General features: G+C 39.1%; 14 protein-coding genes. 7 read left to right on the plus strand and 7 right to left on the minus strand.

Annotated features, from left to right (window positions below):
* Positions 1 to 157 precede the first annotated feature (157 nt).
* The 4 genes from AC2SLT_RS11800 (at position 158) to dusA (ending at position 5,934) form a co-directional block, all read left to right on the plus strand.
* A complete protein-coding gene (locus tag AC2SLT_RS11800) occupies positions 158 to 1,204 on the plus strand; it encodes an NAD(P)-dependent oxidoreductase (RefSeq protein ID WP_486547851.1) in 1,047 nt (348 codons plus the stop codon).
* Positions 1,205 to 1,308: 104 nt separating this feature from the next.
* Positions 1,309 to 3,423: a phospholipase D family protein gene (locus AC2SLT_RS11805; protein WP_486547852.1), complete on the plus strand. Its 2,115-nt coding sequence runs from the start codon at positions 1,309 to 1,311 to the stop codon at positions 3,421 to 3,423.
* A 93-nt stretch (positions 3,424 to 3,516) separates the two neighbouring features.
* Complete coding sequence (locus AC2SLT_RS11810) at positions 3,517 to 4,824, plus strand: MFS transporter (protein WP_486547853.1); 1,308 nt, start codon at positions 3,517 to 3,519, stop codon at positions 4,822 to 4,824.
* A gap of 84 nt (positions 4,825 to 4,908) precedes the next feature.
* The gene (dusA, locus tag AC2SLT_RS11815) at positions 4,909 to 5,934 is read left to right on the plus strand and encodes a tRNA dihydrouridine(20/20a) synthase DusA (protein WP_486547854.1); all 1,026 of its coding nucleotides are present in this window, start codon (positions 4,909 to 4,911) and stop codon (positions 5,932 to 5,934) included.
* Positions 5,935 to 6,090: 156 nt separating this feature from the next.
* Here dusA and AC2SLT_RS11820 read toward each other — a convergent pair whose 3' ends face one another.
* The 6 genes from AC2SLT_RS11820 to AC2SLT_RS11845 form a co-directional block, all read right to left on the minus strand.
* Positions 6,091 to 6,861, minus strand: coding sequence for a CPBP family intramembrane glutamic endopeptidase (locus AC2SLT_RS11820; RefSeq protein ID WP_486547855.1), 771 nt, complete (start codon positions 6,859 to 6,861; stop codon positions 6,091 to 6,093).
* A 227-nt stretch (positions 6,862 to 7,088) separates the two neighbouring features.
* Positions 7,089 to 7,964 (minus strand): alpha/beta fold hydrolase, encoded by an 876-nt coding sequence (locus tag AC2SLT_RS11825; protein ID WP_486547856.1) that lies wholly within the window; start codon positions 7,962 to 7,964, stop codon positions 7,089 to 7,091.
* Between the two features lie 112 nt (positions 7,965 to 8,076).
* Positions 8,077 to 9,150 (minus strand): signal peptide peptidase SppA, encoded by a 1,074-nt coding sequence (gene sppA / locus AC2SLT_RS11830; protein WP_486547857.1) that lies wholly within the window; start codon positions 9,148 to 9,150, stop codon positions 8,077 to 8,079.
* Positions 9,151 to 9,648: 498 nt separating this feature from the next.
* Positions 9,649 to 12,930 (minus strand): ComEC/Rec2 family competence protein, encoded by a 3,282-nt coding sequence (locus tag AC2SLT_RS11835; protein ID WP_486547858.1) that lies wholly within the window; start codon positions 12,928 to 12,930, stop codon positions 9,649 to 9,651.
* 76 nt (positions 12,931 to 13,006) lie between these two features.
* Complete coding sequence (gene lolD, locus AC2SLT_RS11840) at positions 13,007 to 13,693, minus strand: lipoprotein-releasing ABC transporter ATP-binding protein LolD (protein ID WP_486547859.1); 687 nt, start codon at positions 13,691 to 13,693, stop codon at positions 13,007 to 13,009.
* 186 nt (positions 13,694 to 13,879) lie between these two features.
* A complete protein-coding gene (locus AC2SLT_RS11845) occupies positions 13,880 to 15,115 on the minus strand; it encodes a lipoprotein-releasing ABC transporter permease subunit (protein WP_486547860.1) in 1,236 nt (411 codons plus the stop codon).
* A 535-nt stretch (positions 15,116 to 15,650) separates the two neighbouring features.
* Here AC2SLT_RS11845 and AC2SLT_RS11850 point away from each other — a divergent pair.
* Both AC2SLT_RS11850 and AC2SLT_RS11855 read left to right on the plus strand, forming a co-directional pair.
* Positions 15,651 to 16,607 (plus strand): hypothetical protein, encoded by a 957-nt coding sequence (locus tag AC2SLT_RS11850; protein ID WP_486547861.1) that lies wholly within the window; start codon positions 15,651 to 15,653, stop codon positions 16,605 to 16,607.
* A gap of 662 nt (positions 16,608 to 17,269) precedes the next feature.
* A complete protein-coding gene (locus AC2SLT_RS11855; protein WP_486547862.1) occupies positions 17,270 to 17,827 on the plus strand; it encodes a hypothetical protein in 558 nt (185 codons plus the stop codon).
* A 246-nt stretch (positions 17,828 to 18,073) separates the two neighbouring features.
* Here the strand turns inward: AC2SLT_RS11855 and AC2SLT_RS11860 are convergent, their stop codons facing one another.
* On the minus strand, positions 18,074 to 18,463 hold the full coding sequence (locus AC2SLT_RS11860) for an SCP2 sterol-binding domain-containing protein (RefSeq protein ID WP_486547863.1): 390 nt from the start codon (positions 18,461 to 18,463) through the stop codon (positions 18,074 to 18,076).
* A 661-nt stretch (positions 18,464 to 19,124) separates the two neighbouring features.
* Here AC2SLT_RS11860 and ccoN point away from each other — a divergent pair.
* Positions 19,125 to 20,615 (plus strand): cytochrome-c oxidase, cbb3-type subunit I, encoded by a 1,491-nt coding sequence (gene ccoN, locus AC2SLT_RS11865; protein ID WP_486547864.1) that lies wholly within the window; start codon positions 19,125 to 19,127, stop codon positions 20,613 to 20,615.
* Positions 20,616 to 20,620 lie beyond the last annotated feature (5 nt).

Consider the following 20,620-nt stretch of genomic DNA (forward strand, 5'->3'; position numbering starts at 1 on the left):
CAAGTGTCGCCATTTTAAATTACAATATACATTAACTTTATTATTAAATGATATAGTCATATTATAGCTTGCACATTGTTTAACGTGTGGTGCCTTATAGCGAAACCCGCGTTTAAATTTTTAGTCAAATTATAGTGTCTATTTTAATTTAGGTTTGATGAGACACACTAAGACACGATACCCTTCACTATACAATCAGGAGCGCACCATGATCCCTAAATATGAAAGTTCGTCCCCCAAATCAGTCAGCTTTATCGGACTTGGTGCGATGGGTCATCACATGGCGAAACACTTAGTCAACAGCTTTGAGACTGTGATGGTGTGGAACCGATCTTTTGATAAAGCTCAAGATCATGCTCAGCAATTCGGTACAATTGCAGTGCCTTTAGAAAAGGCGGTCACTGCTGATGTTATAGTCTCCTGTCTACCAACCAGTGATGTCGTCGATCAGGTCATTAAAGAAGCGCTGCCTCATCTTACTGAAAATAGTGTATGGGTTGACTGCACCAGTGGCGTTCCTAACCAGGCTAAGGCCAGTCAAGAAATGTTGCAAAGCGTTGGTTGCGACTTCTTAGATGCCCCAGTGTCAGGACAAACGGTTGGCGCAGATAACGGTACTTTAACCGTCATGGTTGGCGGTAATGAAGCCGCGTTAAACTATGCTAAGCCTGCTATTGAATGTTTTGCAGGTTTCATTGTCCATGTTGGGGAGTGCGGCGCTGGCTTCGCCGTCAAGGCAGTTAATAATACCCTATTTGCCATAAATGCGTGGGCAGCGGCAGAAGGATTGTCTGTACTCAAAGCACACGGGGTCAATCCAACCAACGCTTTGGCCTGTATTAATAAAGCAAGTGGTCAGAGCTTTGCCACATCAGCTACCCTCCCAGACCGCATTGTCAATCGTGCCTTTCCAAAAACCTTCACTATAGATTTAATGGCCAAGGACTGCGGTATCGCGATTGATCTACAAACTGCTAAACAAGTACCGGCGCCCGTAATGGCACAAGTTGCAAGCTTAATTAGAGCAGCTAGCAATCAGCATCAACCCGGTGAAGCCGACTTCTCAGAATTTGCAAAATTTTATGAAATGATGAGTGGCGTCACTATTGAAGACCATCTGACTGATGACCTGACTAATGACCGTACTGAAGTTCCTAGTGAAGTCCTGAATATAGACCCGACTGAAAAACTGACTAAACATTGATATAAACCTTGTTAGGGTAATCTTACTGTGAGTCACCTTTCGAATATATTAGGGTTTTAATTAAATCATCAATAGACAGTATTAAGAACAGAAGACCCCATTAAATGACTAGAAATACTGTTATGGCTAATAAGAGAATTGACTGTCTATCTGATCTTTCTGACAGCGGCATGAACGCTTGCATGAACACTTTATCAAGTGTCCTACGCTTATTTAAATTTAGCGTATTTTGTTTGATCTCCATATGGATTACCGCTTGCAGTACCTTACCAAAAGAGCCTCATGTTCCACAAAGTATTGAACTTACTAAGCTAATAGACAGCCGCTATGCTCAAAATCAGTTGTTTGAAAAAGAACAACTATCAAATAAGTCGTTAGAGACACAACCGCTGACACAAGAGTTAGCGCCAACCGACCAATACACTAACTTTGAGCATCATAGCTTAGACAATAACAGTAATACACAGATCACTACTGATACAGATACCGCTCATAATACTGATAGCACTAAAGATACTCGCATTTTTAAAACTGACGATACTGCATCGACGACTTCTGATCGACCACCGCAATTATTATCTAACACAGTTTATAAGAATAATATAGCGATCGCTTCTACCACGCGCAATGCAAACAATAGTCAGCTATCACAGTCTATAGACGAGCAAAATCAATCTCATCCTAATTTATCAGGCTATCATCCGATAGTCACTAGGGCCAATGCCTTTGCTGCACGTAGTATTTTGACGGATATGGCAAGTAACAGTATTGATGTTCAATACTATATTTGGCATAACGATCAAGCAGGACAATTATTATTAAAGCAGCTATGGTTAGCTGCTGAACGCGGCGTTATCGTTCGCTTACTGCTAGATGACTTTAATAGTAATGCTGAATTAGACCAGCTCCTTTTAAGTTTTGCCAGTCACCCTAATATAGCGGTACGGTTTATCAACCCAATGGCACATCGCAAGTTGCACGCTTTAAACTACTTGACGGATCTGCGCCGTATTAATCATCGTATGCACAATAAAAGCATGACGTTTGATAGGCAGTTAAGCATCATTGGGGGTCGTAATGTGGGTGATGAGTATCTAAGTCATCCTACCCTTAGTCGCAATGTGAGCGCCGAAGTCAACCGAGGCAGCAGTCATTTTGCTGATCTTGACGTGTTACTCATTGGTGACGTTGTGACTGATATTAACGCAAGCTTTGAGCAGTATTGGCGCTCTGATGTCTCATATGATATTGAGACCTTAGTTCATAACCCCTTATTAATTAATAACCCCTCGTTAAATAGCTCCTCAGTCAATAGCGCTTCAGTCAATGACATCTTAGTGAGTAGCTCCTCGCTCTTAATGGAAGATGGTTCAATTAATAAAATAGACTTTATTCGTTTATTAAATAAAATAACGCCTACCAAATTAGAGGATTTAGATGACATTGTTGATTTGTCCAATTATAATCAGGCCCTTAAAGAATCGACAGTGGGTATCGATCTTATTAATAAAAAGGTGCCGTTTCGTTGGGTTCCTATAACTTTTATGAGTGATGAGGTTGATAAATTAATTAACGATGATAACCCGCAGACCCATCTTGTCACTCAACTCAGAAACTTACTTGGCACACCAGTCCATAAATTAACGATTGTTTCGTCTTATTTTGTACCTACCAAAGAAGGGGTAGACACTTTAATAAAGCTGTCTCAACAAGGGGTACAAGTGACTATATTGACCAACTCTTTTAATGCCACGGATGTCGCTGCGGTGCATTCGGGGTACGCACAATGGCGTATTCCCTTGATAAAAGCCGGTATTCAGCTATATGAGTTAAAAGCCAATGCAGAAGAAGATAGAGAAAACAAGGTTTGGCGGACAAGCACACAGTCCTCGACCAGCTTACATGCTAAAGTATTTGCGGTTGATGACACGCATACCTTTATCGGATCCTATAATATTGATCCACGATCTGCCAATATAAATACTGAGTTGGGCGTTGTCATTGAAGATGCCGCACTGACCGCTAAATTACATGATGCTATTAGCGATGACATACTTTCTAATGCTTATAAGCTAGTGCTAACGGATAAAGGCCGTCTTCAATGGCAAACTATTGAAAATAACCAGTTAGTTATTTATGACAAAGAGCCATTTACTGATTTTTCAGATACCTTTTGGATTAAAATTCTGTCGTATATGCCTATTGACTGGCTTTTGTAACCTTAGTTTTAGATCTTCGAATGCTTATCAGACTGAAATACTAAAATAGCACTAACATCATTTTCACATGTTTTTTTACTATTAGATAATATTATGCCTTTTGTAGCCCTATCGAATGATAAAAGCACAGTATCCACTAAGCAAGTCATGGTCATTTGCTTTGGGAATGCTGTTTCTTTTTTTGATTTTTTAATTTACCTTTTTATGGCAGATATTATTAGCGCCGCCTTTTTTCCGGTAAATGAAGATCCGCTTTTGATGAAATTACAAGCATTAAGCTTATTTATGGCAGGGTATCTTACCCGTCCTATAGGCGCCATGCTGGTAGGACGTTATGCGGATGTTAGGGGCCGCAAGCCAGCATTATTGATGAGTTCATCTGGCATTGCCATTATGGCTTTAATTACTGCCTGCCTACCAACCTATGCACAAGTTGGCATGCTTGCCCCTATATTATTCTTTGGTGCAAGGATGATTCAAGGTATGGCCTTTGGGGCCCATACTCCGTTAGGCTGGGTATTTATTGCCGAGCATGTGCCTAAAGGCAATTTGGCGACGTATCTTAGCATCGTTACTGCAAGTTTTGTATTTGGTGAGCTAGGATCCATTTTTATTTTTGAGATTATCAATAGCACCCATACTCAAGCCCAACTCATTGAAAGTGGTTGGAGAATCCCCTTTGTTTGGGGCGCTATGTTAAGTTTTATCAGCCTGCTGCTCTGGCACACATTGGAGGAAACTCCGATATATCTTAACCAAAAAAATAAACATCATTTTATACCCAAGCTTGTTGAATTAGCCCCAATATTTAAACGATTTAATGCTATATTCTTAGCGCTAATACTAACCTTTATTTTTGCAAGCTTAACGATCGTTGTTGCCCTGCTATTACCTGAACTCATTTCAATGAAGTTTAGTATCGATGAGTCAATGCTAAGCTTCTCAAAAAACTTAGGCTTATTTTTCTTGATATTAGGATGTGTTTTCTTTGGCTTATTAGCTGACAAAAGCAGTGCGGGTAAAGCGCTTATGATCGGTTCTTTCGCACTCATATTTCAAGCGTTAGCATTTTATTATCATTTAGAAAATGGCGGCGGCGCCTATATCTTATTTATGTATGCAATCTTAGGATTTTGCACCGGTGTGATGAGTTTATGTACGGTTATCTTAATACAGTTATTTCCAACTGAGATTAGAGTTACTGCTGTGTCGTTAACTTATAATTTCATGTATGCCATTGTCGGCACAGTTTTGCCATTTAGTCTGGCATATGCCACCAATATTATTAGCTTCTCGCCTGCTTTATACATCACCTTTGTTGGATTATTAATTTTTATCATTGGGCTGTATATTTATCGTTTACCGAAGTTTCGAAACTTAGATGACTCTCTTAAGTTATAAAACAATATACGGCTAACTATAGCTAATGGCTAAACCTATTACAAAAAACGCACCTACCCTTTACTTAAATAGCTCAAAAAAACTATGACTTATCAGAATAATGCGATCGACCCTCAGTCCGCCAACACGACGCTCTTCAATATGAGAGATAAGCGCTTATCGGTTGCGCCCATGATTGACTGGACGACAAGCGACTATCGTTACTTTGCCCGTCTATTCAATCCTCATGTCTATCTCTACACAGAAATGATTTCTACGGGTGCTATCATTCATGGAAATACCGATCGACTACTGCGCTTTGATCCCAGCGAACACCCTTTGGTGCTACAACTGGGTGGTGCGAATATTAAAGAGATGACTTACTGTGCGATTGAGGCGCAAAAACGTGGCTTTAATGAAGTAAACATCAATGTAGGGTGTCCATCTGATAGAGTTCAGCATAATAAAATAGGCGCTTGTTTGATGGCAGAACCGCACACTGTAGCAAGTTTAGTGCGTCACATGCAGGCAGAAGTGGATATTTCAGTAACCGTTAAACACCGTATCGGAATAGACGACTATGATGATTATGAATTTATGCGTGATTTTGTGACAGCCAGTGCTGAGGCGGGTTGCCAGAGATTTATCGTGCATGCCCGTATTGCATGGTTAAAAGGATTGAGTCCGAAAGAAAACCGCGAAATTCCGCCACTTCGTTACGAGGATGTTTACCGCCTAAAGCAAGAGTTCCCGAGTCTCAATATTGAAATTAATGGCGGCATTACTACCATTGATCAAATAAAAGCTCATCTTCAACAGGTGGATGGCGTCATGATTGGTCGTGCCGCTTATCAAAATCCATACTTATTAGCAGAAGCTAGACAATTATGGGGTGAGACACCACCTACTCGAAAGCAGATATTACAACAGCTATATCCCTACTTAGAACAGGAGGTCATCAAAGGTGAGCCCTTACCCTCTATTGCCCGACATTTTCTTGGCTTATTCCAAGGGTTGCCAGGAGCGCGCAAGTGGCGACAGGCGTTAAGTGGTAAACAAACCCTTAGTGTGGAGCAAATACGTGAGGCTGGCGAGCAAACCTTGCGCTATATTGAGAATGCCAAAACATAAATTGTGCCAATATATAGACCACTCAGTACATAGACAATTTAGTACATAGACAATTTAGTACATATAAGGTTCGTCATATAAGAATTTAGGAATGTAAGAATTGAACGTTGAGCTCTCCTCAACTGCCAAACACACACTCTAAAATTATTGATGAGGTTAATTGACTATCAAGTACAGCCACATAGCAACTGCATTATTTACAATATGAATGAGGATAGGCAGTAAAAGAGAGCGTGATTTAGCGCGAGCAAAGCCTAGTAACAAAGAAAGAATAAAAATAGCACTCATCTCATATAAGTCATATTGCAAATGAATCACTGCAAATATGAGACTGGTTATAATAGTAGCAATCCACACCCCTTTTTTATCGGCAAATTGTTCTTTAATCGCAGACCACAGTATACCTCTAAATATGACTTCTTCATAAATCGGGGCAATTACTACCATCGTCACGATGAGCAGCCATTTGGGATCAGCACTAAAGTATAACGCGTCCACAAAGTCTGTCGGATCTTGATCTAACACATAGTTAGCAGACTCAGTGGCGATAATAAATAAGAGCCATAGACCCATTACGCCCACACCAATATGAAGAGGAAAGGAGCGTATTGCCAAATAGTCTCTGACCTTGAGATTCTCTCCAATAGAGTGATAATTCGAGCGTAAGTGATTTAAACGTAATTTAACGATGAGATAGGTGATGGTCACAATCCCTGCAAACGTCAATGACATGGTGTAGCTTGTCACCGTACCATTAATACCTCCCATACCAAATCGCTGCAAGGGTGTTAAGGAGGGATCGTTTAACACATAAGGGGCAAATAAATAGACCCCCGTTAATTGAAGAATAAAAAACAACCCTACGAAGCCAAAAATTAACGCAACTGCACCTGCCTTTGAAAACAGCTTCGACGTTTGGTTTGTCATATACTCTATAGAATCTGGCTTGTTGGGTTGAATTTTGTTCATTATAAAAAGAATAACTACCTATCAAATCAATACAGAAGGACGATATTAGCTGACGTCAAGATTTATCAAGCCAGTCTAATCATAGACCAAAGGCGAATTGAACTATGCATAAATAATACAGTGCTTAAATAATACAGCGCTTAAATAATACAGTGCTTAAATTAAAAGATGCTTTAAAAGCTATATTATGCTTGTTCAGCAATCGTTGCTACTATCATTTGAACAACAGAATCAGGATGCTCTAAGGGAAACATATGTCCACCAGGATGTAATTTGAAAGGGATAGAAAGCCGCTTTCTTATTTTTTGTGGAAATCTACGTTCATAAAACTGGCTCTTATCCCCTATGATTAGTGTTACAGGTCTCTTAGGGGGTTTATTTGGTGTAAGCCAAAACAATGACGGATTGGTTCTAAATACAGCAACTTCAGTATCCTTGGGAATGGTTAACGTGATAGAACCATTCGGTAATTGCTTTAAGCCATGTTCAATATAATCATCGAAAGTACGAGGGTCAAAGTTTTTAAAGAAACCTTTTGGACGTAATAAGTCTTTCGCCTGCTTACGACTGTCCCATATGTCCCGTCTTTTGTTAGAAATACCTGCCGGTGACATCTTATCGACTGTTTTGGGAGAGACAAGTTTGGATAAATGCCAAAGCAAATTATCTCGCCCATAGATAATGGGTGGGTCCATAAGTACCGACTGCAAAAAGAGCTTCGGCTTACGGTACATCGCCTTTAAGGTACATAGAGCACCCAATGAATGTCCAAGCCCGATGACCGCGACTTGATGCTTTTTATAAACCGCCTGAACGCTGTCTATCACCTGCTGGGTAAGACTTTTCCAATGATTGTCTATGTGATAAGCAACATTTCCTGCTTCATCGAACCCTAAAGTTGGAATATATTCGATGGTAAAGTCCGCTTCTAAAGCGTCAAATAAAGTCTGGTATACCTGACTAGGCATACCATTAGCATGGGCAAAGTGAATGACTGGCTTGCCAGTTAATTTAGAGACAGGCAAACTTGATAGATCTACATTAAGGTTAGTGCTGTTCATCCTAATATGATCCTCTTAAATTCTGACGCTACCAGTCATGCAACTGTTAACGATAATGAACGAAAAAACAAAAAAGCTGACTCCACATCTTATGAAGTCAACTTAATTGGACTTATCTCATCTCAGCAGTTGATTGTTCTTGAGGTAGAAGCTTCATTTCAATCGAAGAGCCAATCCCTGCGCCCATTTTTACAGCAAAATTCTCGAGGAACATTTGTAACGGATCTACAGGCGTATAATTAATAACCTCATCGATTTTTAGCTCTTTCTCAAGGGTCATCAGACTACCCTCTTTATCGGCTAAGCCTAATTTGATTGACTGCTCTCCTGTCCAAAATAATCCAGAAAATAGATTGTTTTCTTCAGGATTCTTTAATCGATTACCCCGACCTTGTTTCACCGCATCTATGAAATGTTTGTGCGTATTATCCAAGACACTCTTAACATGCGCTTTTTCAAACTCGCTTAAGTCGCGGCTGACGCTTAGAATATCTTTATACTCGCCCGCCGTTAAGGTAGCATCTTTTACGCCAATCTTATCCATCAGACCTTCAACATTATAACTTGGCATTATCACACCTATTGAGCCTACAAGACTCGACGGATTGACATATATTTCATCAGCGGCTGAGGCTATATAATAGGCGCCTGACGCTCCCATATCGCCAATGACAGCATACAATTTCTTATTAGGGTGCTCTTTGCGCAATGTCATCATTGTCTGCCATATTTCATCAGACTGCACAGGCGAGCCACCCGGTGAGTTTATATTTAACACGACCGCTTTAGAGCCCTTCGCTTCAAAAGCTTCGGTTAGAGCCGTGCTCACGTCATAGGCATTTGCCGGGTCATCGGCGCTAATCACCCCTTGCAGATCGACAACTGCAATATGAGGCTTGCTCACATCGACCGTGGTCATATTACTATCATTGGGTGTGCAACCTTTCACTAATAAAAAGGTAATTAACAGTAAAAAACCCAACGTTAGTAGCTTAGATATCATACGCCATCGACGCGATCGGCGCTGCTCTTCTATACTAGCCAATAGGGTTTTTTCGAGTAGATGCCATTCCCTGCCGCCAGCTGTGACGGGCATACGGGGAGATTGGGGCGTCATTTTTTCAGGATTTTTTGGGGTTTGATTATTATCAGGAACCTTATCAGGATCTGGTGGCCAGTTTGACATATAAAAAGTACGTCCTACTTAAATTAGAAAATGAAGTTAAAATAAATTAAAAATATTTGGATAAATTTATTCTAACTGTTAATGAATGATTACAAATTAACTGCGTTTGAATTTTAACAACTTAATTTAATAAAACAGGTCTAGTGCTTAGTTTAAGAATGAGCTTATTAATTAAAGCCCATTATCAATAGTAAATTAATTAAAGTAATTTTTAAGTATTTTACGTATTAAGATTAAACAGGTATTAAGCATATACATCAATAGTCACAGAAAATCAACTATGAAATTATTATAAATACTATTCTTTTTAGGTATAACCATAATTTATTTGCAAAATACAACTCTACCTGACACGACGCTTGTTTGTCAGGAGTAATTCTGTAAATAATTAAGGTGAATTATTTCCAATTGTTAAATGGTTTAATGGGGAAATATTTAAGCACTCAGTACTAGTCATTAGAGTTTATTAGCAGTCTAATACTAATGAATAGTAGATTTTTAATCATTTATGCCAAAATGTTGCGCCCAATATAGGTGTGATTGTTTTAATTTAGAGTTTGCAGCCTCTATATCTTGATCTAAGATATGCCATGTATATGGACGTAAGCTATTAATCATATTGTCATCCATATAGGCTTGTGAAGGCGTCAGCAAGTGTGGTCTTTCAGCACTCTCATTCCCTGAACATATTAAATTCCAAAGCTGAATTAGGGACTTGCTGGCACTACTAGATAGTATCACATAGTTGGTTTCATCAGTCTCACCCTTTTTAGGTGTTAGGTGTTTAAACTTTTCAATATGTATATCATCTTTATGCAAATCAGTACTGCTCTCTATTTTTGATGCGAGAGTAGTCCTACTAAGTTGATTCTTATTTACTTGAGTATTATGCAGTAACTCAACAGCCTCTGTGCTAGTAATCTCTATTGCACAGTCCCACACTAAAGGATCATTTATATCCTCCCACCCTGTGATTGCAGTAAGACTGAATGAAGATAGAGTATCGTTCTTTATCTGCGATTTTTTGGGTGTTTGCCAAGCTCTACCCTCCTGACAGCTTTGTGCGGCTATATTTGAATCACCTAGTAACCTACTTACCTTTGCTCTATTTGCAGATAACCCTGCTTGCCAGTATTGGGATATCGGCAGCACCTTACGTAAGCTGGCAACGACAGAAGCTAGCTCAGGAGTTGACGTTTGTACAATCACTCCCGTTAGTCCATCGATCTTTTGATATTTAAGTGCATCGTAAAAATTTTGCGTGAGATGTAGAATATCTTCATCTGATAGCCTATCTACAGAGTTATCATTGGCATTATAGCCCTTAGTGTAAGCGGACATTAGCAACCATGCTTGATGATTATACTGAATCAAGGTGGATGAGATAGTATGAGAGTCTAAAGATATTTTAGGATCTATGACTCGGATTTGGACAGAGCCTTCAAGCGTTTTTGCATTTGCGAATACAATAACCCCAATCAAGCTTAATGGTGCAATACTGACAACACGATTTAATACGCCTTTAGGAAGCATCAGGGGTAATGCCGCTAAAAATATCAAAATCAGTATCGGTAAGCTTATGTCACTATATATCCAACCTGATTGCTGGAATATAGATTGCAAATTAATCAACACGTCATGGAAATTATCCAATATCCAAAAGTCTATCTGCCATATCTTATCAGCAATGGACGATGTAAAGGATAATAAAGGTGATAAGGGCGCTAAGCTATACAACACACCAGCCAGTAAATTTAAAGGGACAATAATCCATCCAAACAATCCTATGGCAAATAAATTGACAACAAAACCCCATAAAGACACCTTGCCAAATAGCCATAAACTGAGGGGTAATAAAGACAAAGACATCCACATTTGTAGCTTAAACAAGTTAAATAAGGCCTTTTTAAAGCTTTGAAGCCTACTTATTGTGCGATTGATTGGCCGGGTTACACTATGGGCGATATGATGGTCATGCCGCTCCCAACGCTTACTGTAAGCGACCAATACTGCCACTGCAATAAACGATAACCAAAATCCTGCCTGCCATAATACAAACACATCAACCCACACCATCCCAAGTGCCAACACCAACAACACTTTAAATACCGGAGCCACCGCCAACAACATCCTAACAGAGCCAACCAGTATTAACATAAACGCCGTTCTAGCCGCAGGTACATCAAAACCTGCAAAAACGGCGTATAACAAAGCAGCCACTACCGCGATGACAAAGGCACATTGCCAGCGCGGTATCCCTCTATAAATACTGGGCGCAACCTTTGAAATTAAAAATGTAAAAGCGGTTGCGCATAACATTGCTAAAAACAATACATGAGTACCGGAGATCGCCAACAAATGTGATATTCCTGCAAAGCGATATAAATCTGTCATCTCTGTTGTAATCAAACTACGATCACCGGTCAATAAACTTAAGGTAATGGCAATCGACTGATTGTGATCATGACTTTTAGGTTCTGCTTTCTCTTTGTCATCTGTTACGAACCGTAAAATAGATTCTGATTTGAGTTCAGACTCTGACTTAAGATGAGAGTTAAAACTTGAATTTAAAGCTGATTTTTCATCACTTATTAATTCAGTTTTAGTTTGAGCGGTATCTGCAGATAACTTTGAATGAGATGCCTGTAGTTTAAGAAAATGGCTGCGAAACGTGAGGCGCTTGAGATCTATCTTTTGCCTTACTGTTAGGTTTGGTGATTCTGTTAGCTGATTAAAGTCAACTTTTAAAGGAATTGCTTTGGCCGTAGCATGTCGACTACTCAACCAACGATACTCATCAAACTCTTCTGTACGGTTAGACTGATTATTGCCACGGTGACGCTCTAAAACTTTTAAAGGACTTAGTACCAGTCTCATACGCCGACTTTGATTGACCGCCAATTCATTGAGGGCTTTATTTTCCGACTCAAAGGACTGCAACATAACGATCATAGTTGGTGGGAATGGGTCATCAACATTACTGTTTTTATCTACATATTTGTCTGCTTTGGTTTTTATTGTAGTGTCGATATCCATCTTTAAATCTTTAACGCTTTGCTGCCCTTGCTCCGTTAATCTGGAATGAGGGGCCAAACTGGTATTTAGGCTGTTTTGAGACTCGAAGGGATTGTTGAGCTGATTCGTTTCATGAGTGCGGCTTTGTTTATTATATGCTTGCCCAAAGCTATCATAGTGTGAGTGTTGCTGAGAGTAAGTTTTGATATCGCTAAGCGTTACCAGTTGCCGATAGCCTTGCTCTACTTCATCTTGCTGTGTGTCTAAACGTTTATCACTTAAGCCTATCGGGGTGACCAAAGCCTCAACATAGTGCATTTTGGATGGAGAATGTTCAATGGCGTATAGACGGTGGGCTACCGTATTGCACAATACAGCAGCCCAGAAGGTTATAACCATTGTAAGTTTCATTAAGAATGCTAAGGGTATGACAGGCTTTGTCGAGGTGATAGCGTGACGTTGGTCTTGAGATATAGGTGAGGCAGGAGGTGTTCGACGATGCCAAAATCTTAATTGCTTCTTTATTTGGTTAACTTTTAATTGCTTAAAGCCAAATAGATTAAAGCTTATTAGACGACGCCTAAATAAATAAGGCAACACCGCCATCACCATAAGCAAGGCAATTAATAAATTGGCGGCATCCTGCCAACGTTCACTATCTGCTCGACTTCCAACAGAGAGACTTATAGCGGCAAGTTGATTAGGATGCAACTCTAAAATGGCTAACATTAATGCAAATGCAACACTCCCTGTTAGCCAAATCAAATATAAGTCCTTAGTTCTGCATTATCAGATAATGATTAAGAAAATTTAGAGTAATACGATAGAGTGTATAGAGAACCTAACTGGAAAAGTTTTCCCATTTACCATTTTTAAGTAACATCTGTCTATCAGACATATCTGCCAGTACTCTATCATGAGTCACCATTAATAAAGCCGTTTGCATGGTGGCTTGTAACTCAGCGAGTAAGGCAAAAACGCTCTGGGCATTGTCATAGTCTAAGTTACCCGTTGGCTCATCTGCCAAGATCAAAGAGGGCTTAGTTACCAATGCACGAGCAATAGCGACTCGTTGACGCTCCCCACCTGAAAGCTCCCCTGGACGGTGCTCAAGCCGATGTGACAAGCCGACTCTCTCTAACAAGTCTACCGCCTGTTGACGAGCCTCTTTAACCGGTAAATCTTTACGGAGCAATAAAGGCATAGCCACGTTTTCAATCGCACTAAACTCTGGTAATAAGTGATGAAACTGATAAATAAACCCTAGATATTTATTCCGCATATCGCCGCGTTCTGTCTCATTCATGTGATTTAGGCATTTTCCATGTAGCCACACTTCACCTGAGGTCGGTACGTCTAAACCACCAAGTAGATGCAGCAAAGTACTTTTACCTGACCCACTAGCGCCAACGATAGCAATACGCTCGCCTGCTCGGACAGTTAAATCAAGCCCTGTCAAAACTTGGGTACGGATATTACCTTCATCATAAATTTTATTGATATTTTTAGCGACTAAAATTTCTGACATAATTTTTTCTCGGTGACGGATCTTCTTTAAAATACTCGTTTATATACATTTCAATAGAGTGGCAAGCATTGCTTAGCTCTTTTATAGCCCTTTTATTGAATGCACTGTTCTCGGCAGAACTATGTATAACCGTTTATCTCTCTGCACTCACCTCACGGCTATGAAAGTGGTTTCATTAAACCTCTATTACTCATACCGTAACGTCTGAGCAGGTTGAATTCTGGCAGCACGACGCGCAGGATAAATAGTTGCCAAAAAGCTAAGTAAAAACGATGTGGTCGTAATAAGCAACACATCAGTCAAACGTAACTGAGTTGGTAAGTAATTGATAAAATAAGCATCGAATAAATGTAGGTTGAATGCCTGATTGACCCACCCTAATATATCACCGACTGTCAGCGCCAATATCACGCCTAATATAGTGCCCGATACGGTTCCAATCACCCCAATAACTAAGCCTTGCACCATAAACACCTGAGTTATCAACTTAGGGGAAGCACCAAATGTCTTCAAAATAGCGATATCCGCTTTTTTATCTGTGACAAGCATGACCAGACTTGAGACAATATTAAACGCCGCTACAATAATAATTAAAAGTAACAGCAAGCCTACCATGGCTTTTTCCATTTGAATGGCACCAAATAGATTGCCATGCGTACGCGTCCAGTCATTAGGATATAGATTAGTTGAGTCAATATTTGCAGCACGTTGTGCCACTTGCGGCGCTAAGAAGATATCATTAAGCTTCATTCTTATACCCTGCGCACCATTCGGTAAGCGTAATAATGTGGCTGCATCTCCCATGGGAATAAAAGCAACTAGATTATCCACTTCACGACTAATACTAAAGACACCGGTTAATGTAAAACGCTTAAAGCGAGGAATAACCCCTGCAGGAGAAGGCGACGCTTCTGGCAAAACTAATGTAACCTTGTCCCCGATGTGAATCCCAAGGGCATCCACCATGCTTTCACCCAGCACGATATTAAACTCTCCATCTTCAAGGGTATCAATACTGCCCTCTACCATGTGTTGATTGATAATAGAGACATTCTTTTCATAATCAGGCTCTACCCCTGTCACCATAATACCAGCGACTTGGCCATTGGAGGTCAGCATACCTTGAAGCTCAATAAAAGGCGCCACAGCAACTACTTCAGGGTCTTTTTCAATCTCAGCGGCATAGTCTTTCCAATCTGGCAGTATTTGGGACGAAATCACAGTGGCTTGAGGCACCATCCCTAAGATACGGGTCTTCAATTCTCGATCAAAACCGTTCATAACTGATAACACGGTAATTAATACAGCGACACCCAGTGTCAACCCTATCATTGAGATGAACGAAATTAAGGAAATAAATCGGTTACTGCGCTCAGCGCGCGTATAGCGTAACCCTAAAAATAAAGCTAGCGGACGAAACATAATACAAGCTCTTAACCAATTCGGTATTAATGAATATAACGAAAAATAATATGATAGATAATAATGATGACATCTACTGTTTAGGTATTGCTTAGGCTATATTATGATGACCTAATAGACGCTTATTAGCCTGCAACTGATTATTTTTATAAGATGATGTCATTATAAAACGCATAGTTTGACACAAATAGTAACCTTTTGGCTATGTTTGATTGGGACAATTATCTTAACCTGCTGACTTTTCAATAATATAATTGCTTAATTTAACCAATAACACAATCATAATAAGGATATGAGCTTGTATTCAGACAACTCGTCCCTATTTAAGTACTAGAAAGCTAGCTACTAAAATCTAGCTACTAAAATCCAGTTACTTGAAATCAAATACTAAACAACTAGGTTCTTAATTCAATAATAATAATTAAGTGTTAACTAAATTTGGTACAAAACATGGTTCCAGAAATAGCGACAAAATAGTCTTACTCTTTAAGTTTGCGTTCGTTTTAAAGCCAACCCTAAAAAAAGTGCCCATATTATGACAACTCAAGTTTATAAATATAGCCAAAACACTGACTCACTTCCAACAACCCTATCGTTGACCAATGAACAAACTGCTGGACATGGCGATCATTGGCGTATTTTAACCGATCAGATTGAAGAGGATGTGCCGACATGGCTAAGAAACTCTATTGATGACGCGACGATTGCGGCAGGCTTACACCCCACTTTAACCAAAGACTCACTCCCACACTTACTCCTCTCTTGCGATGATATGTGCCATATTAAACAAGTGCTGGCTATGCAAGACGGTAAACCCCAAAGTTTTATTAATGCCTTTCCTTGTGTCAATAGTCCCTATGGATTAACGTGTAAAATTGACCGCATTATAGCCAATGATGATACTAAAGATGCGGTCTTAAGACTCATCAGTGAAGATGGCAGTATTATCTATGCTTTTGACCAAACTTATACCGTTAATCACAAGTTATATCGTCAAAACCAACCCTATTTTGTTAATTTTAGTGCCTGGGCTTATGCTATCGAGCCAAGTAATAAAGAAGAGGTCATTTTAGTTGAGGATCCTGAAGCCATTCATTATCACCGCGCCTATAATGATATCGTGGCTAAAAATAATGGCATTATCCCTAAAGATTTAGACAAACAAATTGATGAGTGGCAATCTGATAGTGAAGAAGACTTAGCACCCGTTGAAATTAATCTTGGTAATATGTGTGCGTATCTTTTTGGTGAAACACTGGGTCAAGAAGACGAAGCTTGGTGTCAAGGTCAAGTGCTCGGTAAGCAGCCACAGACACTGTATGATCGTCAACTGACCCTGTTTGACGTTGCCATATTACGTGAACCAGATGCAGATCCTTTTGTGGTTAGAGTCGCAACACCAACGACAGAAGCGGTGCAAAAAATTGAAGTCAATGACTATATACAGGCTAATATTTGGCTTCAGGCCGCTATTTATTATGAAAATCAATAAGGCTTAAAGTTACTCCTATTTTATTCAAAGTGACCTTTTATCTTTATACTATTAAAATTAATTATTAATTTCGGACTATGAGAGCTAAGTCGACAAAACGCTGTAAGAGTCACACTTTTATAGTTCTCGATAGCATTTATACACCTAAAAATTGACATATGTTCATTATTTTAAACTTATATTAAAATTTTACTGGTGAATGTACTAAAAATAGTTGACTTTACACTAAAAATCTCAATTACGGTGTTTACAAACGCTATTAAATCAGGTTAAGATTAGTAAAATCCTTAATGACGGATAAATAAGAGCAATTGTCTTATATAATTCATAAGCTTGTGTTTATGAGTTATTCGTTGTCTAAGAGTATGTTTACACTATTCCCAAGATCAACGGTGTTGATAAATGAAATAAAGGTAAAGACTGAGTCGAGCAGTATTTAAATAGCCGTCATTTATATAGAAGCCGTTTAAATAGTAGCCTTTTAAATAGCAGCCTTATAAATAATAGTCATTTAAACAGTTCGATACTGCAATCTGGTAAACGTACTTTTAGAAAGAATTTAATAATTAATTGTAATACAAATAAATCAGTTAATGGCATTCGACAACTGACAGAACAGCTATTAAGCGAATAGCGAATCAAATAATATTTTATAAAAAATAATGATTCCTAAAACTGTTTCTGCTGCTAAAGCTACTAGTAATATTGCTGATACGCCTACTGATATAATTCCTAACTTCGTGGATGGTGACTCCTTGAATAACTCCTCTTTAACGAAAGACTCTCGCTCAAAAGAGATTTCTCTTTCCAGAAATACGCTGATTAGTAAGAAAACGAGGCTTAATTCATTCTCTATACTGTCTACCACATCTGCTGTTAGCGCCCTGACACTTAACACCAAGCTTAATGCTTCAAGCATAAGCCAACCAGTTAACGCTGGTTTCGAAGCTAATTCGAAGTCCTTATCGTCAACAAACGAGGCATTGACTCCATTGAACTCAACAGACGCCTCTAGTAGACAGCTTTCTTCAGCCGAAGCTTCAACACACTCTTCAACTATTCTATCCTCAAGCTCTGATTTTGTAGATAATAATCAAGGCTTTATGGATAGCCTTATGGCTTCAATATACAATAGAAAGCTGACTTCTATAGACTTCATGTCTGTTAGTTTTTTTATAAGCGGTATGATGTTAATGATATTTCTGATTCATATGGTCTAAGATTTAATATGGTCTAAGTTATTATCAAATCTAGACATTAGCCTATCGAGCAACTTGAGTATAAACGTGACAAGTATTAGGCTCATTAAGCCAGCTTGACAACGATGAGTTGGTTTATAGGAAACGCAATATTTTATAGAAAAGGTATAATAAGAGATTGGTGAGTCTGATCAAATATAAAAAAGGACGCTTGGTTAAACCAAACGCCCTTTTTTTATTGAAACGCTACAAAGGTTAATTAACCGTTTAAGCCTGCTCTGTCATTGCATAAATCTTTTTAAATAACTCTTTTTGCTCAGCAGAAGGTTTGGCAGTTTGAAGTGCCATGATTTGACTCATATCTCCGTCAATGCGAATTTTACCTGACATAAACGCATTCATTGCTTCATTCATATCACCTTTAAAAGCAATTGTTTTTAAAGTATCTTCATCGATATGAATAGTACTATCAGCGGCTGTCGCCCCTTTCTTTAATACACCATTTTCCAAGTAGGCTTGTACATCACCATTTGCAGTATCGGTGATATTTAGATTCAACTTCATACTAGCTAACGACGGAGGAAGGTTTAAAGAACCTGCTTCTTCAGTTAAACGATCAACTTCATTAAACCATTCGTCTGTTAAAAAAACTGCCATAAGAATTCCCTGTTAAATTTTAAATAGAGTTACGTAAAAAATAGAGTTAAAATACTACGCATTCAAATAAAACTCAAAAACCAAACACCATAATTTATTACGACACTTGATTAGTGGCTCAATTGAACCTGTAGGATTATTAACAACTGACTTATAGTGGCTAAAAATAACTTATAGTCGCTAAAAATAAAGATTTAGTTAAAACAAGTTAGCTTCAATTATAGATTGTACCAAAATTCACTTCATGTACAGTAAATTTTTGGATTAATGAGTCATATATTGTTATCAATCAAATTTTAGCCCATGATTTAGGCGGCTACATAAGTTATTTTTGTTTTCAAATCTTAATCTAAACGTCTAAAATAGGCTTATCCTTAATTTTTCTACGGATTTTTTCATTTTTGACTGTTTCGTCAGATGATATTTTGTATCCTATGCGTTACAATAGCCCTATATTTAGATAACATAAGGTATATAAGCCAAACAATTGATAAGAAAAAACTCCTTCTTATCAAGAGTGAGCCAATCTAACTCTATTCATTTTATGCTCTCCACGATAAGGTAGGTTCGCAATATCACCTTACTTTCCTGAATTAAGTTCTTTTGGTTCTTCTTATTTGGCATACCCTCCTGTACTTAAGGCTGTAAAGGAAATATTCCAATGAGTATAAATAACACAGCAGTCTCTCCGGTCGATCGTGATTATGAGATCACACTTGTGAGATATTTCTCAACAATGGCGATCATCTGGGGGATCGTGGGCATGGCCGTAGGGGTATTTATTGCCTCTCAACTTGCTTGGCCTGCTCTTAACTTCGATATCCCATGGCTAACGTTTAGCCGATTAAGACCACTGCATACAAATGCGGTAATTTTCGCCTTTGGCGGCTCTGCATTATTTGCAACCTCTTATTATATTGTTCAACGTACTTGTAAGACTCGACTGTTTGCACCCTATTTAGCTTGGTTTACCTTTTGGGGATGGCAGGCAGTTATTTTGTCTGCCATTATCACGCTGCCACTGGGTATTACCTCAGCCAAAGAGTATGCTGAGCTTGAATGGCCAATCGACATTTTAATTGCCGTTGTATGGGTGTCTTATGCCATTGTATTCTTCGGCACGTTGATTAAGCGTAAAACATCGCACATATACGTGGCTAACTGGTTCTTTGCAGCTTTTATTATTACGATTGCACTGCTTCATATCGTAAACAGCCTCGCCATTCCTGTAGGCTTATTTAAGTCTTACTCATTGTTTGGCGGTGCCACAGATGCTATGGTTCAGTGGTGGTATGGTCATAATGCGGTTGGTTTCTACTTAACCGCTGCCTTCTTAGGTATGATGTATTACTTCGTGCCGGTACAGATTGGACGTCCAATTTATTCATATCGCCTTTCCATCGTGCATTTCTGGGCGTTAATCGCTTCCTATATGTGGGCTGGTGGACACCATTTACATTACTCTGCTCTACCAGATTGGGCACAGTCACTAGGTATGGTCTTCTCAATTATCCTATTTGCTCCATCATGGGGTGGTATGATTAACGGTGTTCTAACCTTATCAGGTAGCTGGGATAAATTACGTACCGATCCCATTATTCGCTTCTTAATTGTTGCCTTATCGTTCTATGCGATGTCAACCTTTGAAGGCCCAATGATGTCTATTAAAACGGTTAATGCATTATCTCATAATACCGATTGGACAGTGGGTCACGTTCACTCAGGCGCATTAGGCTGGGTAGGTATGATTACTATGGGTTCTTTATACGTATTGATTCCACGTATCTATAATAAACCTAAAATGTATTCAATTAGTTTGATTACCACTCACTTCTGGTTAGCGACAGCTGGTACTATTTTCTACATCGTATCTATGTGGATCTCAGGTATTGGTCAAGGCATGATGTGGCGTCAAACGAATCCAGACGGTACGCTTGCTTATAACTTCATTGAAACAGTGGCATTCTCGCACTATCCGTACATCGGTCGTGCCTTTGGTGGTTTGTTATATGTTAGCGGCATGTTTGTAATGGCCTATAACGTACTAAAAACTATTAAAATGCCAAGTGCTCGTCCAGTCGATGAAGCAGACCCAACCAATCATCACACTATCGTTAATGATGACGAAGACACTCAGCCTGTTAACGTGTAAACCAG

This window comes from Psychrobacter sp. CX18 (assembly GCF_057396215.1).

Coding starts and splice junctions, on each gene's coding strand:
- lolD (WP_486547859.1), bottom strand. CDS start 13,693: ATGTCAGAAATTTTAGTCGCTAAAAATATCAATAAAATTTATGATGAA.
- AC2SLT_RS11845 (WP_486547860.1), bottom strand. CDS start 15,115: ATGTTTCGTCCGCTAGCTTTATTTTTAGGGTTACGCTATACGCGCGCT.
- AC2SLT_RS11850 (WP_486547861.1), top strand. CDS start 15,651: ATGACAACTCAAGTTTATAAATATAGCCAAAACACTGACTCACTTCCA.
- AC2SLT_RS11800 (WP_486547851.1), top strand. CDS start 158: ATGAGACACACTAAGACACGATACCCTTCACTATACAATCAGGAGCGC.
- sppA (WP_486547857.1), bottom strand. CDS start 9,150: ATGTCAAACTGGCCACCAGATCCTGATAAGGTTCCTGATAATAATCAA.
- AC2SLT_RS11855 (WP_486547862.1), top strand. CDS start 17,270: ATGATTCCTAAAACTGTTTCTGCTGCTAAAGCTACTAGTAATATTGCT.
- AC2SLT_RS11825 (WP_486547856.1), bottom strand. CDS start 7,964: ATGAACAGCACTAACCTTAATGTAGATCTATCAAGTTTGCCTGTCTCT.
- AC2SLT_RS11810 (WP_486547853.1), top strand. CDS start 3,517: ATGCCTTTTGTAGCCCTATCGAATGATAAAAGCACAGTATCCACTAAG.
- AC2SLT_RS11820 (WP_486547855.1), bottom strand. CDS start 6,861: ATGACAAACCAAACGTCGAAGCTGTTTTCAAAGGCAGGTGCAGTTGCG.
- AC2SLT_RS11805 (WP_486547852.1), top strand. CDS start 1,309: ATGACTAGAAATACTGTTATGGCTAATAAGAGAATTGACTGTCTATCT.
- ccoN (WP_486547864.1), top strand. CDS start 19,125: ATGAGTATAAATAACACAGCAGTCTCTCCGGTCGATCGTGATTATGAG.
- dusA (WP_486547854.1), top strand. CDS start 4,909: ATGACTTATCAGAATAATGCGATCGACCCTCAGTCCGCCAACACGACG.
- AC2SLT_RS11860 (WP_486547863.1), bottom strand. CDS start 18,463: ATGGCAGTTTTTTTAACAGACGAATGGTTTAATGAAGTTGATCGTTTA.